Origin of the sequence: Grimontia indica (assembly GCF_000333895.2) — a bacterium.
Classification (GTDB): Bacteria; Pseudomonadota; Gammaproteobacteria; order Enterobacterales; family Vibrionaceae; genus Enterovibrio; species Enterovibrio indicus.
Genome location: NZ_ANFM02000030.1, coordinates 44,273 through 59,905, shown reverse-complemented (window position 1 = coordinate 59,905; position 15,633 = coordinate 44,273). Strand labels below are relative to the sequence as shown.

7 protein-coding genes are annotated in these 15,633 nt (G+C 47.3%); 5 read left to right on the top strand and 2 right to left on the bottom strand.

The window, feature by feature from the left end; translation table 11 throughout:
* Positions 1-41: 41 nt before the first annotated feature.
* A complete protein-coding gene (locus D515_RS16535; RefSeq protein WP_002540164.1) occupies positions 42-551 on the top strand; it encodes a M48 metallopeptidase family protein in 510 nt (169 codons plus the stop codon).
* A gap of 22 nt (positions 552-573) precedes the next feature.
* Here D515_RS16535 and D515_RS16530 read toward each other — a convergent pair whose 3' ends face one another.
* Positions 574-2,526 carry a methyl-accepting chemotaxis protein gene (locus tag D515_RS16530; RefSeq protein WP_002540163.1) on the bottom strand — a complete coding sequence of 651 codons (1,953 nt, stop codon included), beginning with the start codon at positions 2,524-2,526 and terminating at the stop codon, positions 574-576.
* 343 nt (positions 2,527-2,869) lie between these two features.
* Positions 2,870-4,825 carry a HAMP domain-containing methyl-accepting chemotaxis protein gene (locus tag D515_RS16525; protein ID WP_002540162.1) on the bottom strand — a complete coding sequence of 652 codons (1,956 nt, stop codon included), beginning with the start codon at positions 4,823-4,825 and terminating at the stop codon, positions 2,870-2,872.
* Between the two features lie 503 nt (positions 4,826-5,328).
* Here D515_RS16525 and D515_RS16520 point away from each other — a divergent pair.
* From D515_RS16520 to D515_RS16505, 4 genes are all read left to right on the top strand, one after another.
* Positions 5,329-6,690 (top strand): MATE family efflux transporter, encoded by a 1,362-nt coding sequence (locus D515_RS16520; protein ID WP_002540161.1) that lies wholly within the window; start codon positions 5,329-5,331, stop codon positions 6,688-6,690.
* Between the two features lie 606 nt (positions 6,691-7,296).
* Entirely contained in the window at positions 7,297-9,096 is a 1,800-nt protein-coding gene (locus D515_RS16515) for a calcium-binding protein (protein ID WP_002540160.1), read from the top strand.
* A 462-nt stretch (positions 9,097-9,558) separates the two neighbouring features.
* Entirely contained in the window at positions 9,559-12,321 is a 2,763-nt protein-coding gene (locus D515_RS16510; RefSeq protein WP_002540159.1) for a calcium-binding protein, read from the top strand.
* Between the two features lie 434 nt (positions 12,322-12,755).
* The gene (locus D515_RS16505) at positions 12,756-15,386 is read left to right on the top strand and encodes a calcium-binding protein (protein ID WP_002540158.1); all 2,631 of its coding nucleotides are present in this window, start codon (positions 12,756-12,758) and stop codon (positions 15,384-15,386) included.
* The last annotated feature ends 247 nt before the right edge of the window (positions 15,387-15,633 follow it).

The window sequence follows — 15,633 nt, the reverse complement described above, 5'->3', positions numbered from 1 at the left end:
AACTCTGCCCAGTTCCCAAAAGTCAACAGACCCTATAAAGCATGAACCCTGCACTCCGTTATTTGGGTGGTTACCCTGAAAACCTTATTGAGCAAGTTTCCCGTTTGATTGAAACCGGCAAACTCGGCGCGTGGCTGGAACAGCGCTACCCACACAAACACGACATCAAGTCTGAAAAAGCGCTTTACGATTATGTGCAGGAGATAAAGAACCAATACCTGAAGAAGTCTTCGCCGATCAGTAAAGTGGCCTATGATGGCAAAATCCATGTGGTGAACAATGCGCTTGGGCTTCACAGCTTTGTGTCACGCGCTCATGGCGGAAAGCTAAAGGCCAAGAATGAAATCCGCATAGCGTCGATGTTCAAGGACGCGCCGGAGCCTTTCCTTCGAATGCTGGTGGTTCACGAACTGGCGCACTTGAAAGAGAAAGACCACAATAAAGCCTTCTATCAGCTTTGTTGCCATATGGAGCCGGATTATCACCAGTTGGAATTTGATGCGCGCTTGTATCTGATTCATATGGAAAGCCAGAAAAACGCGCTGAAATAGCGCGTTTTTGCCATCTGTGGAATTATTGGATAGAAAACCGCCCAACGATCTGATTGACGTTATCGGTGATTGCGGTGAGGCCATGCGCTTCTTTTGATAGTTTCTCAGCGCCCGAAGCTGTGCTCTTACCCAAGTCATTTAAATGTTCTACGGACAGATTAATGTTTGTTACGACAGTATTTTGCTCTTCGGCAGCGACCGCAATCTGGTGGTTCATGTCTCTGATACTGGCAACTGTGCTGGAGATGGTGGTGAGGGCATCACGAGCCTTATTCGCTTTTTCATATGTCGCGTTAGCTTCGTTTGCACTCACTTGCATCGATTCAACAGAACGCTTCGACTCGCTTTGTAGTCGTGAAATCAGCTCCTGAATTTCTTCTGTGCTTTGCTGAGTGCGACTGGCAAGGCTTCGCACTTCGTCAGCAACGACAGCAAAACCACGCCCTTGCTCACCAGCCCGGGCAGCTTCAATAGCGGCATTGAGAGCGAGTAGATTGGTTTGCTCTGCGATTCCCCGGATGGTATCTAAAATGCAGCCCACATTATTCGTTTCAACTTCAAGGTTGGCGATCACCTGGCTTACTTCGCCAATGTTACCCACGAGATTTTCAATGCTGTTTTGCGTTGCCTCCAACGTGGATTGGCCTTCATGGGCAGCATTGTCAGCTTGATTGGAAAGATCAGAAGCATACTGTGCATTCTGCGCGATATCCTTCACCGTACTGGAAAGTTCATTTATCGCAGTTGCGGTCTGATTGAGTTGTTCAGCCTGTGACTCTGAGTTTCGAGCCGTTTCATCGGTGACCTCTACCAGTGTGGTTGACGCGACATTCAGGGATTTCATTGATTGAGAGAGTTGCTTAATGATATCCCTAAGGTTCACAGTCATTTCCCGCATTGCTGCGTATATACCCGTCACCTTTTTCTCTGGTGAGAGTTCTTTCTTGAGTATACCCTCAGCAATTTCCCGTGCCATGGCCTCAATTTTTCTGGGCTCGCCACCAATAGGTCTACGGATGGTTTTAGTCATAAAAATGCTGAGTAATATGCCAACAAAGATGGCGATACCAGAAACAACAAACACCGCTGTTAAAGCATTGCCACTTTTTTCTATTGTTTGTTCGCCTAAAACACTCTGAGACTCGAGCGACGACATTTTGTAGTTAGTGAGATTTCCGGTGACTTGTGGCCCTACAACATCAATGACTTTAAAGACGCGGTTCGTGCCTTCTTTTACGATTTTTGCGATGTCTTGTAGTGCAACAATATAGTCCATATGGGCATCAGCAAAAGCGTTTAAAAGTTCGTCCTCCTGTCCCGCCAAAATGCCTTCTAGCGAAATAAAAGGTTGGAGTGCTGCATTGAGCTCGAGCAGTGCTGTATTCAAGTCTTGAGGGGAGTAGCTGATGAGATATTTTGCGGTGAAAAGTCGTCCCAAGAGCAGTTTTTCCTGAACTTCAGAAGCGAAGAAAATGACCTCTACATCACCGATGGCTTTGGCATTTGTCATGATCTGTTTGGTGGTCTGGTACATACTCAGGCCATTGGGGTCTAGGCGTTGCTTGACGACATTATTCATGTCCTGAAAATCTTGTACCACTAACGCAAAAGTTTGTGCGTATTCTTCCAGCAAGGTCCGTGACTCTTCTAGCCAAGCCTTGCGCTCTGAATCGGTCTCATTTGCTAGGATGAAGGCTATCTTTTTTTCCACCTTAGTCAGCTTTTCCCCGACCAAGGTAGCATCTTCCGGGTTTTGCGTTTTAAAAAATCTTTGAGCGACAACACGGGCATAGAGTAGGGCAGACTGAGCTTCCGCTGCATGGTTAGAGTTTATCGCTAATGCATGATACTGGCGGGTATTCGTGTAACTATTTGACAAGCCATTGTAGCCAACGACTGATACTACGAGTAGCAAAGCAAGGACGGCTGAGAAAGACAGGGTCAATTGCTTCGCAAGTGTAATTTTGCCTAGCATGGGTCTCTCCTAAATTGGCTGGCACCTCTGCAAGAATTGCGAGCTTCCGCTTTTGTGAGAAGGTCTTGATTCCGGGTTATGCAAAAAAGGCTTACTGACTTAACACTCGGTCGTAATACCAATAACGCGCAGCGAATCTTCAATCCAACAAAAGTGAAACAATCAATCAATAAGTGATTCACATGCGAGTCGCGTGGTTATGGTTTTTTACAGTTATGGGAGTCATGGTGAGATGTGGAGGAGTACATTCCGAAGTTTATAACCGGAAGAGGCTTGCATTGCTCAATGAAATAGCCCCCGGAGGAGGGGGCTAATTCATTACATGGAGAAGAAGTGCGATGGGTTAACCAATCGAGAATTTACCCACGATCTGGTTTACGCCGCTGGTAATCGAAGTAAGTCCGTGGGCTTCTTTCGAGAGTTTGTCTGCACCGGATGCCGTGCTCTTACCCAGCTCATTCAACTGTTCGACCGCTTGGTTAATGCTGGTCACCACAGTGTTCTGCTCTTCTGCTGCGACCGCGATTTGATGGTTCATGTCACGGATGTTCGATACCGACTCTGTGATGGAAACCAGTGCATCGCGGGTTTTGTTTGCTTTTGTCGATGTCTCTTCCGCTTCAGATGCGCTTTTACGCATGGATTCTACCGAACGTTTAGATTCGTTCTGCAAACGGGTGATCAGCGTCTGGATCTCTTCTGTGCTCTGTTGGGTACGGCTGGCGAGGCTTCTTACCTCATCAGCAACCACCGCAAAGCCCCGTCCTTGTTCACCGGCTCGGGCAGCCTCAATCGCGGCATTCAGTGCCAGCAGGTTAGTCTGCTCTGCAATGTCACGGATAGTATCCAGAATACTGCCAACGTTTTTGGTTTCGTTTTCCAGGTTCTCAATAATCTGACTAACTTCACCAATGTTACCCACAAGGTTTTCGATACTCTGGCGGGTATCATCCAACACACTCTGGCCTTCCTGTGAGTAACGATCAGCTTCATTGGCCACATCAGACGCACGCTGCGCATTTTGGGCGATGTCATCCACCGTAGAGGTTAACTGATGCATCGCGGTTGCGGTTTGACCGAGTTGGTCTGCCTGAAGCTCAGAATTTCTGGCTGTTTCCTCAGTGACGTTGACCAAGGTGCCGGAGGCATTGTTCAGAGTATTCACTGAGCTGGACAACTGGCCGACAATCTCTTTGAGGTTGCTGTTCATATCGCCCATGGCGGCAAAGATGCCTGTCGGCTGACCTTTGCTATCGAAAGACTGGGTCAGATCGCCGGTTGCAATGTTACGGGCAAGCTGTTCAATCTGTCTTGGCTCACCGCCAATAGGTCTCCGGATTGCACGCGTGACCACAATGCTCAGGAAAACCCCCACCAAGACGGCAACGGCAGACACGATAATCACCGTTTGAACTGAAGACTGGCTGTCAGACTGAGCCTCTGGCCCCAGGGTATCCTGAGCGGCACGAATGGAGGATTTAAAGTCGTTGAAATTGGTCGTCACCTGCGGACCAATCACGTCAAGGGTGTTCGAGATACGCTCGTTTCTCGCATTGATAATTTCTGCGGTTTTCTGGAGTGCCGAAATGTATCCAAGGTGTGCATCAGAAAACTCGTTCACCATTTGTCGCTCTGCGGAAGAAACCAACAGGCGTTTGAGGTTGTTGAGGGGAGCGACGACATTGTTAAGTTCAGTCAATGAACGGTTCAAATCGTCATCAGAGTTACTGATCAGGAACTTGGCGGCAAAAAGTCTTCCCAGTAGGAGCTTCTCTTGAGCTTGGGCTGCATAGAACAGGGAATCAACTTCACCGTCTGATGATGAGTCCTCGATGATTTTTGTCATCGTCTGGCGCATCTTAAGGCCGTTAGGATCTAACTCTTGGCTGACTACCGCGTTTCGGTCTGCAAAGTCTTTAACCACCAAAGCAAAAGTTTCGCCGTATGTGGCCATCAGTTTTTTGGACTCGCTGAGCTCATTGATGCGGTTCTGGTCAGTTTCATTAACAAGAATTTTTTCGATGACTTCGTCAATGTGAGCCAGTTCTTTCTCGACCTTGCCGATTTGGGCTGGGTCTTGGGTCTTCAGGAACTTTAACGCTGCAAGTCGGGCGCTGAGTAGTGCCGACTGTGCCTCGCTGGCTTCATTGGAACTTCTCGCTAAGCCGCGGTAATCGGTGAAATTCTTAAAGCCTTCAGAAAGACCACCATAACCCACGACAGATACAACAAGCAGCAGTGCGATGACAGCTGCAAAAGATACGGTAAGTTGCTGTGCAAGCTTAAGTTTGCCTAACATCTTAGCCTCCCGCTAAATGGCATTAATATAAGTCGCACAAAGCGACGCATGCTTGAACGTGCGTATCACTCCAGTCGCTACTGACTAAGGCTAACAAACCTAAAGCGCACAGATACGGTTTTCTCTCCTTGAAAGGCACGTACTGACAAACTGCTTTTTTTGCTAGTCAATGAAAGGCATTGAGTTATTTGTCAGTTATTAAACAAATAGTTCAATTGTGAGACGCCTTCCACAGCGTCTGACACTTTCGGTGCGCTGATGAGTTGAGTTGAATGAGAGCGCGTCAATCGAAGAAATCGTGAGTATCCCGGAATTTCGGCGCTGATTGATGCTTAATGCGCGCGATATTGATGATATTCGTCGAAACTAATCAGCACAAATTACATGGTGATTACATCGCCTTCCACTGTCGAACTTCTGTACAGTAAAGAAAAAACTTTATTAAAAAACGAAGCAAAAAAGCCGGGGTGTTCCGGCCATGTCAGTCGGCAAAAGGAGATGCGATGTCAGAAGATAATTTCACCTATTTCTTAAAACGGGCTTTAGTTCTGGGCTTGCCACTTGCTCTACAAAGTTTGTTATTCAGCAGTGGCGGTTTCATCGACAACCTAATGGTCAGCCAGTTGGGTACCGAAGAAGTGGCAGCTTCGGGTATTGGCGCTCGTGTATTTTGGTTTACGGGTATCTTCATTTGGGGAACAGGCACCGGCATGGGAGTGCTACTTGCCCAATACTGGGGAGCCAATGACGCAGAAGGATTGAGACGTAACTTTGCACTGGGCGCATTAGTGGCGTCTTTGGCGTCTTTTTTGATTTTCCTGTTCTGTTGGACATCACCGGAAGTGGTGCCAGCCATGTTTAAGGTGGAAGGTGAAACAGCCGCGCTCGCAACCGAATATCTTCAAATCATCAGTATTGCACTTCTGGTCGCAGGCCCTTCAATTGCGATGGATGCCGCGCTGCGCGCTTTAGGTAAAACCCAAACTACCTTCTACATGTCCTTCATTGAAATCGCGCTGAATATTGTACTGAGTTTCATCTTAATCTTCGGTCACTTTGGTTTGCCCGCGATGGGGTTAGCAGGAGCGGGATGGGGTACCGTGATCGCCCGTTTGTTCCGTGTGTTCATGTCTCTACTGGTCATTATTTTCTACAACAAGGTGTTGATTCTCGGCCCCGCTGATTTCAGATTCAGAAAATCCACGTTCCAGAAATATGTGAATGTAACTGCACCTGTGATTGTTGGCAGTCTCATATGGAGTGGTGGCATCTTCACGTATCAACTGATCATGGGGCGCATCGGTGAAAATGAACTGGCAGCAATGGCAATCATTTCTCCTCTTGAAGCCATTACCTTATGTGTGGCCTCGGGTTTGTCGGGCGCAACGGCGATTATTGTGGGTAATGCGCTTGGTGCAAATAAGCTTGAGACCAGCGAGAAATACGCAAGGTATGCACTCAAAACAGCTGTGCTAACAGGGCTGACAGCATCGGCTCTTATTCTGATGGCGCAAAGTTATATTTTGTCTCTATATACCCAGGTGAATGACGATGTGCTGGTATTGGTTTCACTTTGCTTCCCTGTTCTCGCTATCAGTGCCTTAGTCAGAAACACCAATATTACTTTGATTGTGGGCGTACTCAGGGCAGGTGGTGATGCCAAATTCTGCATGAACATGGATGCGGTTTGCCAGTGGGTGTGGGCAGTACCAATGACCGCCATCGCAGCGATGTGGCTGGAATTACCGCTACCTTATGTATTTTTGATGATGACATCTGAAGAAATCGTGAAGTTGTATCCCACCATCAGGCGTGTGTTTGGAAACAAATGGGTAAACAACCTGACAATTGAAGAAACCGTATAAATACAGCGGGCTATCTATTAATAAAGTACGATCTAAGCGATCGTACTTTTTAATTGTTTAAATGTGGCTTATATGATTCTAAGTATTGATAATGTGTTTTACATTTCCGCCATGAATGATGAATTTTAAATAAATCCTTACCGAAATTTATTCTAATTCACTAATATTTGGTATTTTTTCACTCCAAACAATCCATCTTAAATCATTCCAATCTAATTTATTTCTCATGCTTAGGTTTGATATTGTTATTAACATTCGAACCCTTGTTTGCTCACCTATTTGAATACGTATAAAACGTTTACACCGTGGCTAACTTGTTATTTAGTTGTCTCTAAAGTGAATCAAAACACTGACTGTTTGATAAAACAGTATGGTGATGTTGATGGCGGCAACGATGACTGCTTCCCACGGTGTGTGACTGGAACAACTGCATTTTGTATTTGCAACGCACAAGGATGTTTCCCTCAAATTCGTATTGTTGAACGGCACATCTTTTGGGTTGGAGAAAGGCCTTTCCTGACCATGTTCTTATGTGAAATAGCAGCAACCATGCCCCACTAAAAAAACAAAGATACCCAAACATCCTTCAAATAAAGGCAATAGGTTATGAATAAGTTATTTAGCATGCTGACATGGGTAGTAGGACTATCTATTGCGGTATCTATTAGCAGTGCAGTAAACGCAAACGAGTCTTCGGATGACACGCCAAAAGGTTGCATTGTCAGCTTGGAAACAGGTGCTGAATATTGTCTCCCGGTGGGACAGCGTTCAGGCTACTCCCTGCCAAGCTGGATCAAGTCCCATGAGGTTCGTGTTCAGGCGGAAGAAGGCGCAGCAGTGATGCTGTCTGATTGGGATAATCTCTCGTACAACCGTCTGGCGGTATTTTCGGGTACTGTCACCAACAGCGAACTGACTAATGTTCGTGCGTACAATGGCCAGAACCTAGACTTCTCTGCACCACGTTCTATGCGCGTTGTAGCCAGCAATGACAAACTGGGTTGTATTGTTAGCCTCCAAACTGGCGAGCGTTACTGTCTGCCTGTGGGTAAACGGTCTGGCTACTCACTCCCGAGCTGGATCAAATCTCACGAGGTTTATGTTCAGGCGTCTGAAGGGGCGGCTGTCATGTTGTCAGACTGGGATAACCTTTCCTATAACCGTTTAGCGGTATTCCCAGGTACCGTTGAAAACCAGAAACTGACCAATGTCCGTGCTTACAACGGCCAGAACTTAGATTTCTCAGCACCACGCTCAATGCGTGTTGTGGCTAGCAACGAGAAACTGGGCTGTATCGTGAGCCTAGAAACCGGTGAGAGGTACTGTCTGCCAGTGGGGCAGCGTTCAGGCTACTCACTGCCAAGCTGGATTCGTGCGCATGAAGTGCGTGTTGAGCCATCAGAAGGTACAGCAGTCATGCTGTCAGATTGGGACAACCTTTCTTACAACCGTTTAGGCGTTTTTAACTGTGTGACGCCGAACAGCCAACTGGAAAATGTGCGTGCGCGAAACGGCCAGAACCTGGATTTCTCTGCACCACGTTCAATGCGTGTTTTGGAAGGTACCACAGCGTCTGACCAAATAATTAATGGTACGTCGGGTGACGATGTTCTTCATGGCTGCTCAGGCAATGACACCATTACTGGCTTCAAAGGCAACGACACCATTTACGGTGGTGCAGGTAACGACACTATCAATGGCAGTGCTGGCGACGATGTACTTTACGGCGGTTCGGGTAATGACACCCTTTACGGTGCAGGTGGCAATGATTCATTGTTTGGCGACGAAGGAAACGACGTCCTGCACGCGGGCTATGACGATGACATCGTCATGAATGGCGGAACGGGCCTTGATATCTACATCGGTAGTGAAGGTAACGACACCATGTTTTTTGATCAGGAAGATTTTTCTGATGTGAACTTCCTTACCGAGAACGGAAATATCTACAACGGTGATCGTGGTTTTGACCAACTGATTGTTACTGGTGATGCTAACGTCGACCTTACTGGTGTTTCATATGGTGTCACTTCTGGTCCTAAACCTATTGCTCAGGTTGAAGCGGTGATTGGCGCTGAAGGAAACCAAGCGGTGACAGTGAACGCTTTTGCGATTCATGCTCAGTCTGATGGTTTCCAGTCCGCTTCTCTGGTTGATCCAGGCGATTGGGACGGCTTTGTTGCCCATCTTGGCGCTGGTAACGACACACTGAATGTCGATGCCGGTATCTGGAGTTACGATGCAAATGCATCTGCGTCTGTTGCCATTTCCAATGAGATGATTGAGTTCATGGGTTTGAGCTTCGCGCAGGTGACAGAGCTCCGCGCTTACGTTTTCACCTATGCGGACGAAAAAATCACTATCTGGACGGATGCTGAGATCGTTAAATCTAACGGTAGTAACATCTAATTCAGAGCCCTAGTAATGTGAGCCCGGTACTTGGTTGTGCCGGGCTTTTTCAATTTTTGACGGCCATTTCCATCGTCGCGTATGTGATTGGCTGGGAGAGTGAATAATTTCTGAGTCAATTGCTCTCTTTTTGTTTAAAACGTGTCAGAAAAGTTCCAATAATGCTGCTATTGAACCCCGCTCTAGTTCCTCTATTAGGTTAAAACTCATACTTAACTCATCACTATTTAAATAAGGGCTAGAAAGCGCTACTGAGATTAGCGTGATCTTGCTTCAAGTCTATTGTTCTTGAGTGTCTTGTCATTAAAACTCTTGTCACATCAAGCGCGGAATGAATGTTAGTAATCTCATATATAAGCAAGCACTTGTAAGTGAGGGTCTACTTTAGGAAAGCGGTAGATATATTCCAGCAGTTTCATTCGCGCCACATAAAACCAAGATCAAGATTATGAGGACATAGGTATGGCAGAGATCAATGGAACGACTAACGCAGATTTTTTGTATGGTGATGACAACAATCAAAATCTGTTGATGAATGGTGACTTCGAAGATTGGGGTAACGATTCGTCTGATCAGTGGGGTTTGTTCCAAGATCATCAAGTTGCAGGCTGGTACACGCCGGGCAGTATGAAAATCGAACTTCAACAAGGTGACTTCGGCGGCACGCCAACCAATTCCTCATCTAACACCGTGCTTGAACTGGATTCAACGGGTAACACCTGGGTTCAGCAAGACGTAGACGTCAGCAACCTGACTTCTTCAGGTGATGCTTCACTGTCACTCTCTTTCGATTACGCAAACCGCTATAAAGGCGACAATCACTCGACCAGCCAGTTCGAAGTAAAAGTCATGGACGACGACGGTAACGTCCTTTACAGCAAATACTTCGACAACACCCAGTCAAACGAAAGCTACCACAACTTTGAAGTCGACTTCACTGTACCAGCAGGCACCTCAGGAGTGACACTGCGTTTCGAAGGTAAAGGTCAGTCTGATAGCTACGGCGCGCTGATTGATAACGTATCTCTGACTAATAATGCCAATGGCAGCCTGAACGATAAGATCAACGGCTTTGAAGGCAATGATTACATTGATGGCGGCCAAGGCAACGATACGCTGTACGGTGGCGAAGGTAACGACACCATCAAAGGCGGTGAAGGCGACGACACCATCTACGGTAACAAAGGTTTTGGTGTTGGCGAACGCGAGCTGATGGTCAACGGCGGCTTCGAGCTGACTTACGGCGACAACGTTTCTAACCAGTGGGGCCTTTTCCACGACCATCAAGTCACTGGCTGGTACACGCCAGGCACGAACAAAATTGAACTGCAACAGGGTACGTTTGGCGGTACACCACAAAACGACGTGACTAACACTGTTCTGGAGCTCGACAGCCACACCAACACGTGGGTGCAGCAAGATGTGAACGTTTCAGGTCTGTCTGCTGATGGCGATGTGGTTCTGGATTTGTCGTTCGATTACGCGAACCGCTACCGTGGCACAGATACAGCAACCAGCCAGTTTGAAGTGAAAGTGTTTGATAGTGCAGGCAAAGTGCTGTACTCCAAGTACTTCGCTAACACTCAGGCGAATGACCACTACGAGCAATTCTCTACCGAAGTTGTACTGCCGCAAGGTGTTGATTACGTGACTATCCGCTTCGAAGCAGAAGGCCGTTCAGATAGCTACGGCGCGTTGATCGACAATGTGTCCCTGAAGCAAAAAGTGAACGTGGAAGACGACAACGACACCATTTACGGTGGTGCGGGTAACGACACCATTTATGGTGAGCACGGTGACGACGAGATTCACGGCGGTGATGGTGATGACACTATTTACGGCGGTAACGAAGCGAGCAAAACCTTCGATCTCGAGCACATTGACGGTGCGACGGTTTACAACCTGCAAGGTGAAGACACAGTCACTATCTCTGTTAGCGATTTTACCCACAGCGCAGGTTACAACAACAGCATTGGTTACTACGTGGTTGACGCGAACGGTAACATTCTCCGCGCAGAAGTTATCGCAGATAACGTGAAAAACGTGTCAGACCTGAGCGTTGATATCGACGTGTCCGGCGGTGTGTCTTTCGGTATGTTCCTCATTCCAGATGGCGACCGTAAAGGTTTCGATGTGGGCTCGGTTAACCTGAATCTGTCCGGCACAGCTTCAAGCATCACTCAAGGTACAGCAAGTTCAGTGGTTTATGTTTCCAACGCGGCAGAAAACGGCGATGGCAAAGACCATGAAAAAGTAGACGGTGATACTTCCAAGTGGGAAGACCTCTGGAATCTGGGTGATAACGACTTTAACGACACCACCTTCACTATCACTGTCGAGCAACAAAAACTGTACTCAGACAACGACACCATTTACGGCGGTAATGGTGACGACTTTATCCATTCCGGTGGTGGCGATGACGTGGTCTACGGCGATGCAGGCGACGACAACATCAACGGCGGCAAGGGTGATGACATCCTTTACGGCGGAGACGGTAACGACACCATCTTGGGTGGTCAGGGTAATGACACCATCTACGGTGGTAACGGCGATGATATCCTGCGCGGCGCAAGCGGTAGCGACAAGCTGTACGGTGGTGCAGGTAACGACTACCTAGAAGCTGGCTATGATGATGATTACATCCTTGATGGCGGCACGGGTCTTGACCTCTACGTAGGTAGTGAAGGTAACGACACCATGTACTTCGATCAGGAAGACTTCTCTGACCTGAACTTCCTGAAAGAAAAAGGCACTATCTACATTGGTGACCGTGGCTTCGATAAGCTGATTGCTGACGGTGATGTAAACGTAGACCTTACCGGAAAATCTTATGGTTTGACTTCAGGTCCTAAGCCAATTGCACAGGTAGAAGCTGTGATTGGTGATGAAGGCAACCAGACTGTGACGGCAAATGCTTTCGCAATCAATGCGCAGTCTGACCCATTCCAGGCTGAGTCGTTGACTGACCCGGGTGATTGGGATGGTTTCGTGGCTTACCTTGGCGCGGGTGATGACACCTTTAACCTAGAAGCAGCTGGTTGGACTTATGATGCAGATGCAGCACCAACAGCTGAACTGTCAGCAGACATGATTGCCTTTATGGGTTTGACGAATACCCAAGTTGGCGAACTGGATGCGTATGTGTTTGAGCACAGCTCAGGTGAAACCATCACTGTTTGGACTGACGCCGAGCAGTTCACACAAGACGGTAACGATATCTTTTAAGAGACGCTCATCTCTATTTGTTCAGCCCGGCATTTGCCGGGCTTTTTTTATTCAAAAAGCACGTCACGATTGGTTTAAGGCAGGTAATCATTAGAAGGACTCTGTTGTTCTTCCAATATCCTAAACTAGCTGTGTTAACTATCTGGACATGATGCCGAGGAGCTGTATTAAACTAATTCTTTTGTAATCATTCCAATGGCACTTCATTCATTATGCTTTTCAACCGTACTAATTCCACTCGCTGACTATATTCTGAATCTGCAATAGATTTGTTGTTTGAACCTGTCTTATCAATAAAACTGTTGTCACAGCAGTCGCTGACTTATGTTAGTTTTCTCGAATATGAGCATCCTCTAAAAAGCAAACGGATGCTCAATAATATTCATACCTTCATTTGTCAGCGTAACCTTAAATGGATGACGAGGACATTGGTGATGGCAGACATTAACGGAACTTCAGGCGCAGACACTCTTTACGGCGATATTGGTAGCAGCAGCGATCAGAAAACCGGTGCAGTATTTGTGATGGGCGCTGATTTCAACATGGACAGTGGCAACTTCCACACTTGGTCTTTCCCGCCAACGCTCAGCTTCACAGGCTCTACGTCAACCGTGACTTACAATGATGACGATGGTCAGCTAAATGGTGATGACTACTGTAACGAAGTTTCTGACGACAAATCCCAGACGGTTTCTATTGATGGTCAGGAATATTCAGCGAACGTTGATTACAGTCTTAAATACTGCGACAGCGACGGCAATATATATACCTTTGCGATCGTTGATGTAGATTCAGATGGTAATGGCCACCACTACTGCAATATTGGTGAAAACGGCAAAATCCTGATCCAAATCGACGGCCCTGAAATCACCAGCGCGACTGACCTGACCTTGGTTCCTAACTCTTACCAGAACGTTAGTAGCCTGAACTACGACGACATCACTGAGCCACAAACTGTTAACCCAGCTGATCTGGATGACACTATCACAGCGGGCGGTGGCGATGACACTGTTTATGGCCTCAAAGGCAATGACCACATTTCCGGTGAAAACGGTAACGACAAACTGTTTGGTGGTGACGGTGACGACATCATCTTTGGTAACACTTCGACTCCAAACTTCAGTGATGAACCAACCGTTACCGTGTTCCAAATGGGTAAAGATTTCACCATGGACAGCGGTAATTTTCACACTTGGTCTTTCCCACCAAAACTGGCGTTTGACGGCACCACCACGAAAGTGACCTTCCAAGACGATGACGGCGTGCTCAATGGTGATAACTACTGCAATGAGTATTCAGACGACAAATCGCAGACCGTGACTATCGACGGTCAGACTTATCCGGTTAACCTTGACTACTCACTGAAGTACTGCGATTCAGACGGCAACGTATATACCTTTGCGATTATTGATGTGGATCTGGATGGTAATGGCCATCACTACTACAACCTGAACGAGAACGGTAACCTGCTGTTGCAAATCGACGGCCCTGAAATTACGGATGCGACCGATTTATCACTGGTTTCCAATTCATACCAAAATGTTAACTCTCTCAACTACGATGATATCGCCATTGAGAAGACAATGAAGTCTAACGACAACGACTACATTGATGGCGGTGCAGGTAACGACACTATTTATGGTCAGTGGGGTGATGATGAGATCCATGGTGGTTCAGGTGATGACATCATCTACGGCGGGAATGTCGCAACGGAAACCATTGAAACCGACCCAACGGCGAAAGTGTTCGTGATGGGTGATGACTTCTCGATGCCATCAGGCGGTGAATTCCACACCTGGTGCTTCCCATCAAAGCTGGCGTTTGATGGCGGTATGACCGAGGTGACGTTCCAGGATGACGATGGCGTGCTTAACGGTGACAACTACTGTAATGAGTATTCAGACGATAAAACCCAGACCGTGACCATTGGTAACAACACTTACGCGGTGAACCTGGATTACACCCTGAAGTACACCGACGGCACCAACGTATACAAGTTCGCGATCATTGACGTGGATCTGGATGGTAACAATCATCACTATTGGAACCTGGAAGAAAACGGCAAAATCCTGCTGCAAATCGAAGGCCCTGAAATTACATCAGCAACCGATTTGACTTTAGTTCCTCACTCCTACGAGAACTTGAGAGAGCTTGATTACACCGATTTCGCTGAAACCACTAAAGAAGTGACTGTGAGTGATAAAGACACCATCTACGGCGGCGATGGTGATGATTTTATCCACGCGGGTGACGACGACGATGTGGTCTACGGCGATGCAGGCGACGACAACATCAACGGCGGCAAGGGTGATGACATCCTTTACGGCGGCGACGGTAACGACACCATCCTGGGTGGTCAGGGTAATGACACCATCTACGGTGGTAACGGCGATGATATCCTGCGCGGTGCAAGCGGTAGCGACAAGCTGTACGGTGGTGCAGGTAACGATTACCTTGAAGCAGGCTATGATGATGATTACATCCTTGATGGCGGCACGGGTCTTGACCTCTACGTAGGTAGTGAAGGTAACGACACCATGTACTTCGATCAGGAAGATTTCTCTGACCTGAACTTCCTGAAAGAAAAAGGCACTATCTACATTGGTGACCGTGGCTTCGATAAGCTGATTGCTGACGGTGATGTAAACGTAGACCTTACCGGAAAATCTTATGGTTTGACTTCAGGTCCTAAGCCAATTGCACAGGTAGAAGCTGTGATTGGTGATGAAGGCAACCAGACTGTGACGGCAAATGCTTTTGCTATCAGCGCACAGTCAGACCCATTCCAGGCTGAGTCGTTGACTGATCCGGGTGATTGGGACGGTTTCGTTGCTTACCTTGGTGCGGGTGACGATACCTTCAACCTGGATGCAGGTGGCTGGACGTTGAGTGAAGGCGCTGCACCTACGGCCGAACTGTCAGCAGACATGATTGCTTTCATGGGTCTGACCAATACTCAGGTCGGCGAGTTGGACGCTTATGTCTTCGAAAGCAGTGCTGGTGCGACCATCACGGTATGGACAGATGCAGAGCACTTTACTCTGAATGGTGACGACATCATCTAAAACAAATGACGATATTGTCTAAAAATCCGGCCTCGTGCCGGATTTTGTTTTTGGTCATACTTAAGTCAGCCCTAATGTATGTCCGTATCTCATACTGTAAATAATCAGGACTCAGGAAATGGACTGAGTTTTGATTGATCATCCGTCGAAGGAATTGTCTCATTTTGTCTCGTCCCTGAATATTCCCCTGAAACGCGCGTCCAGCCCAGGCTCGATTTTTCGGTGCTTCTATTCTGAAAGTCTCTTC

Excerpts from the sequence above, each read along its gene's own strand:
- D515_RS16535 (WP_002540164.1), top strand. The coding sequence starts at position 42 with ATGAACCCTGCACTCCGTTATTTGGGTGGTTACCCTGAAAACCTTATT.
- D515_RS16530 (WP_002540163.1), bottom strand. The coding sequence starts at position 2,526 with ATGCTAGGCAAAATTACACTTGCGAAGCAATTGACCCTGTCTTTCTCA.
- D515_RS16525 (WP_002540162.1), bottom strand. The coding sequence starts at position 4,825 with ATGTTAGGCAAACTTAAGCTTGCACAGCAACTTACCGTATCTTTTGCA.
- D515_RS16520 (WP_002540161.1), top strand. The coding sequence starts at position 5,329 with ATGTCAGAAGATAATTTCACCTATTTCTTAAAACGGGCTTTAGTTCTG.
- D515_RS16515 (WP_002540160.1), top strand. The coding sequence starts at position 7,297 with ATGAATAAGTTATTTAGCATGCTGACATGGGTAGTAGGACTATCTATT.
- D515_RS16510 (WP_002540159.1), top strand. The coding sequence starts at position 9,559 with ATGGCAGAGATCAATGGAACGACTAACGCAGATTTTTTGTATGGTGAT.
- D515_RS16505 (WP_002540158.1), top strand. The coding sequence starts at position 12,756 with ATGGCAGACATTAACGGAACTTCAGGCGCAGACACTCTTTACGGCGAT.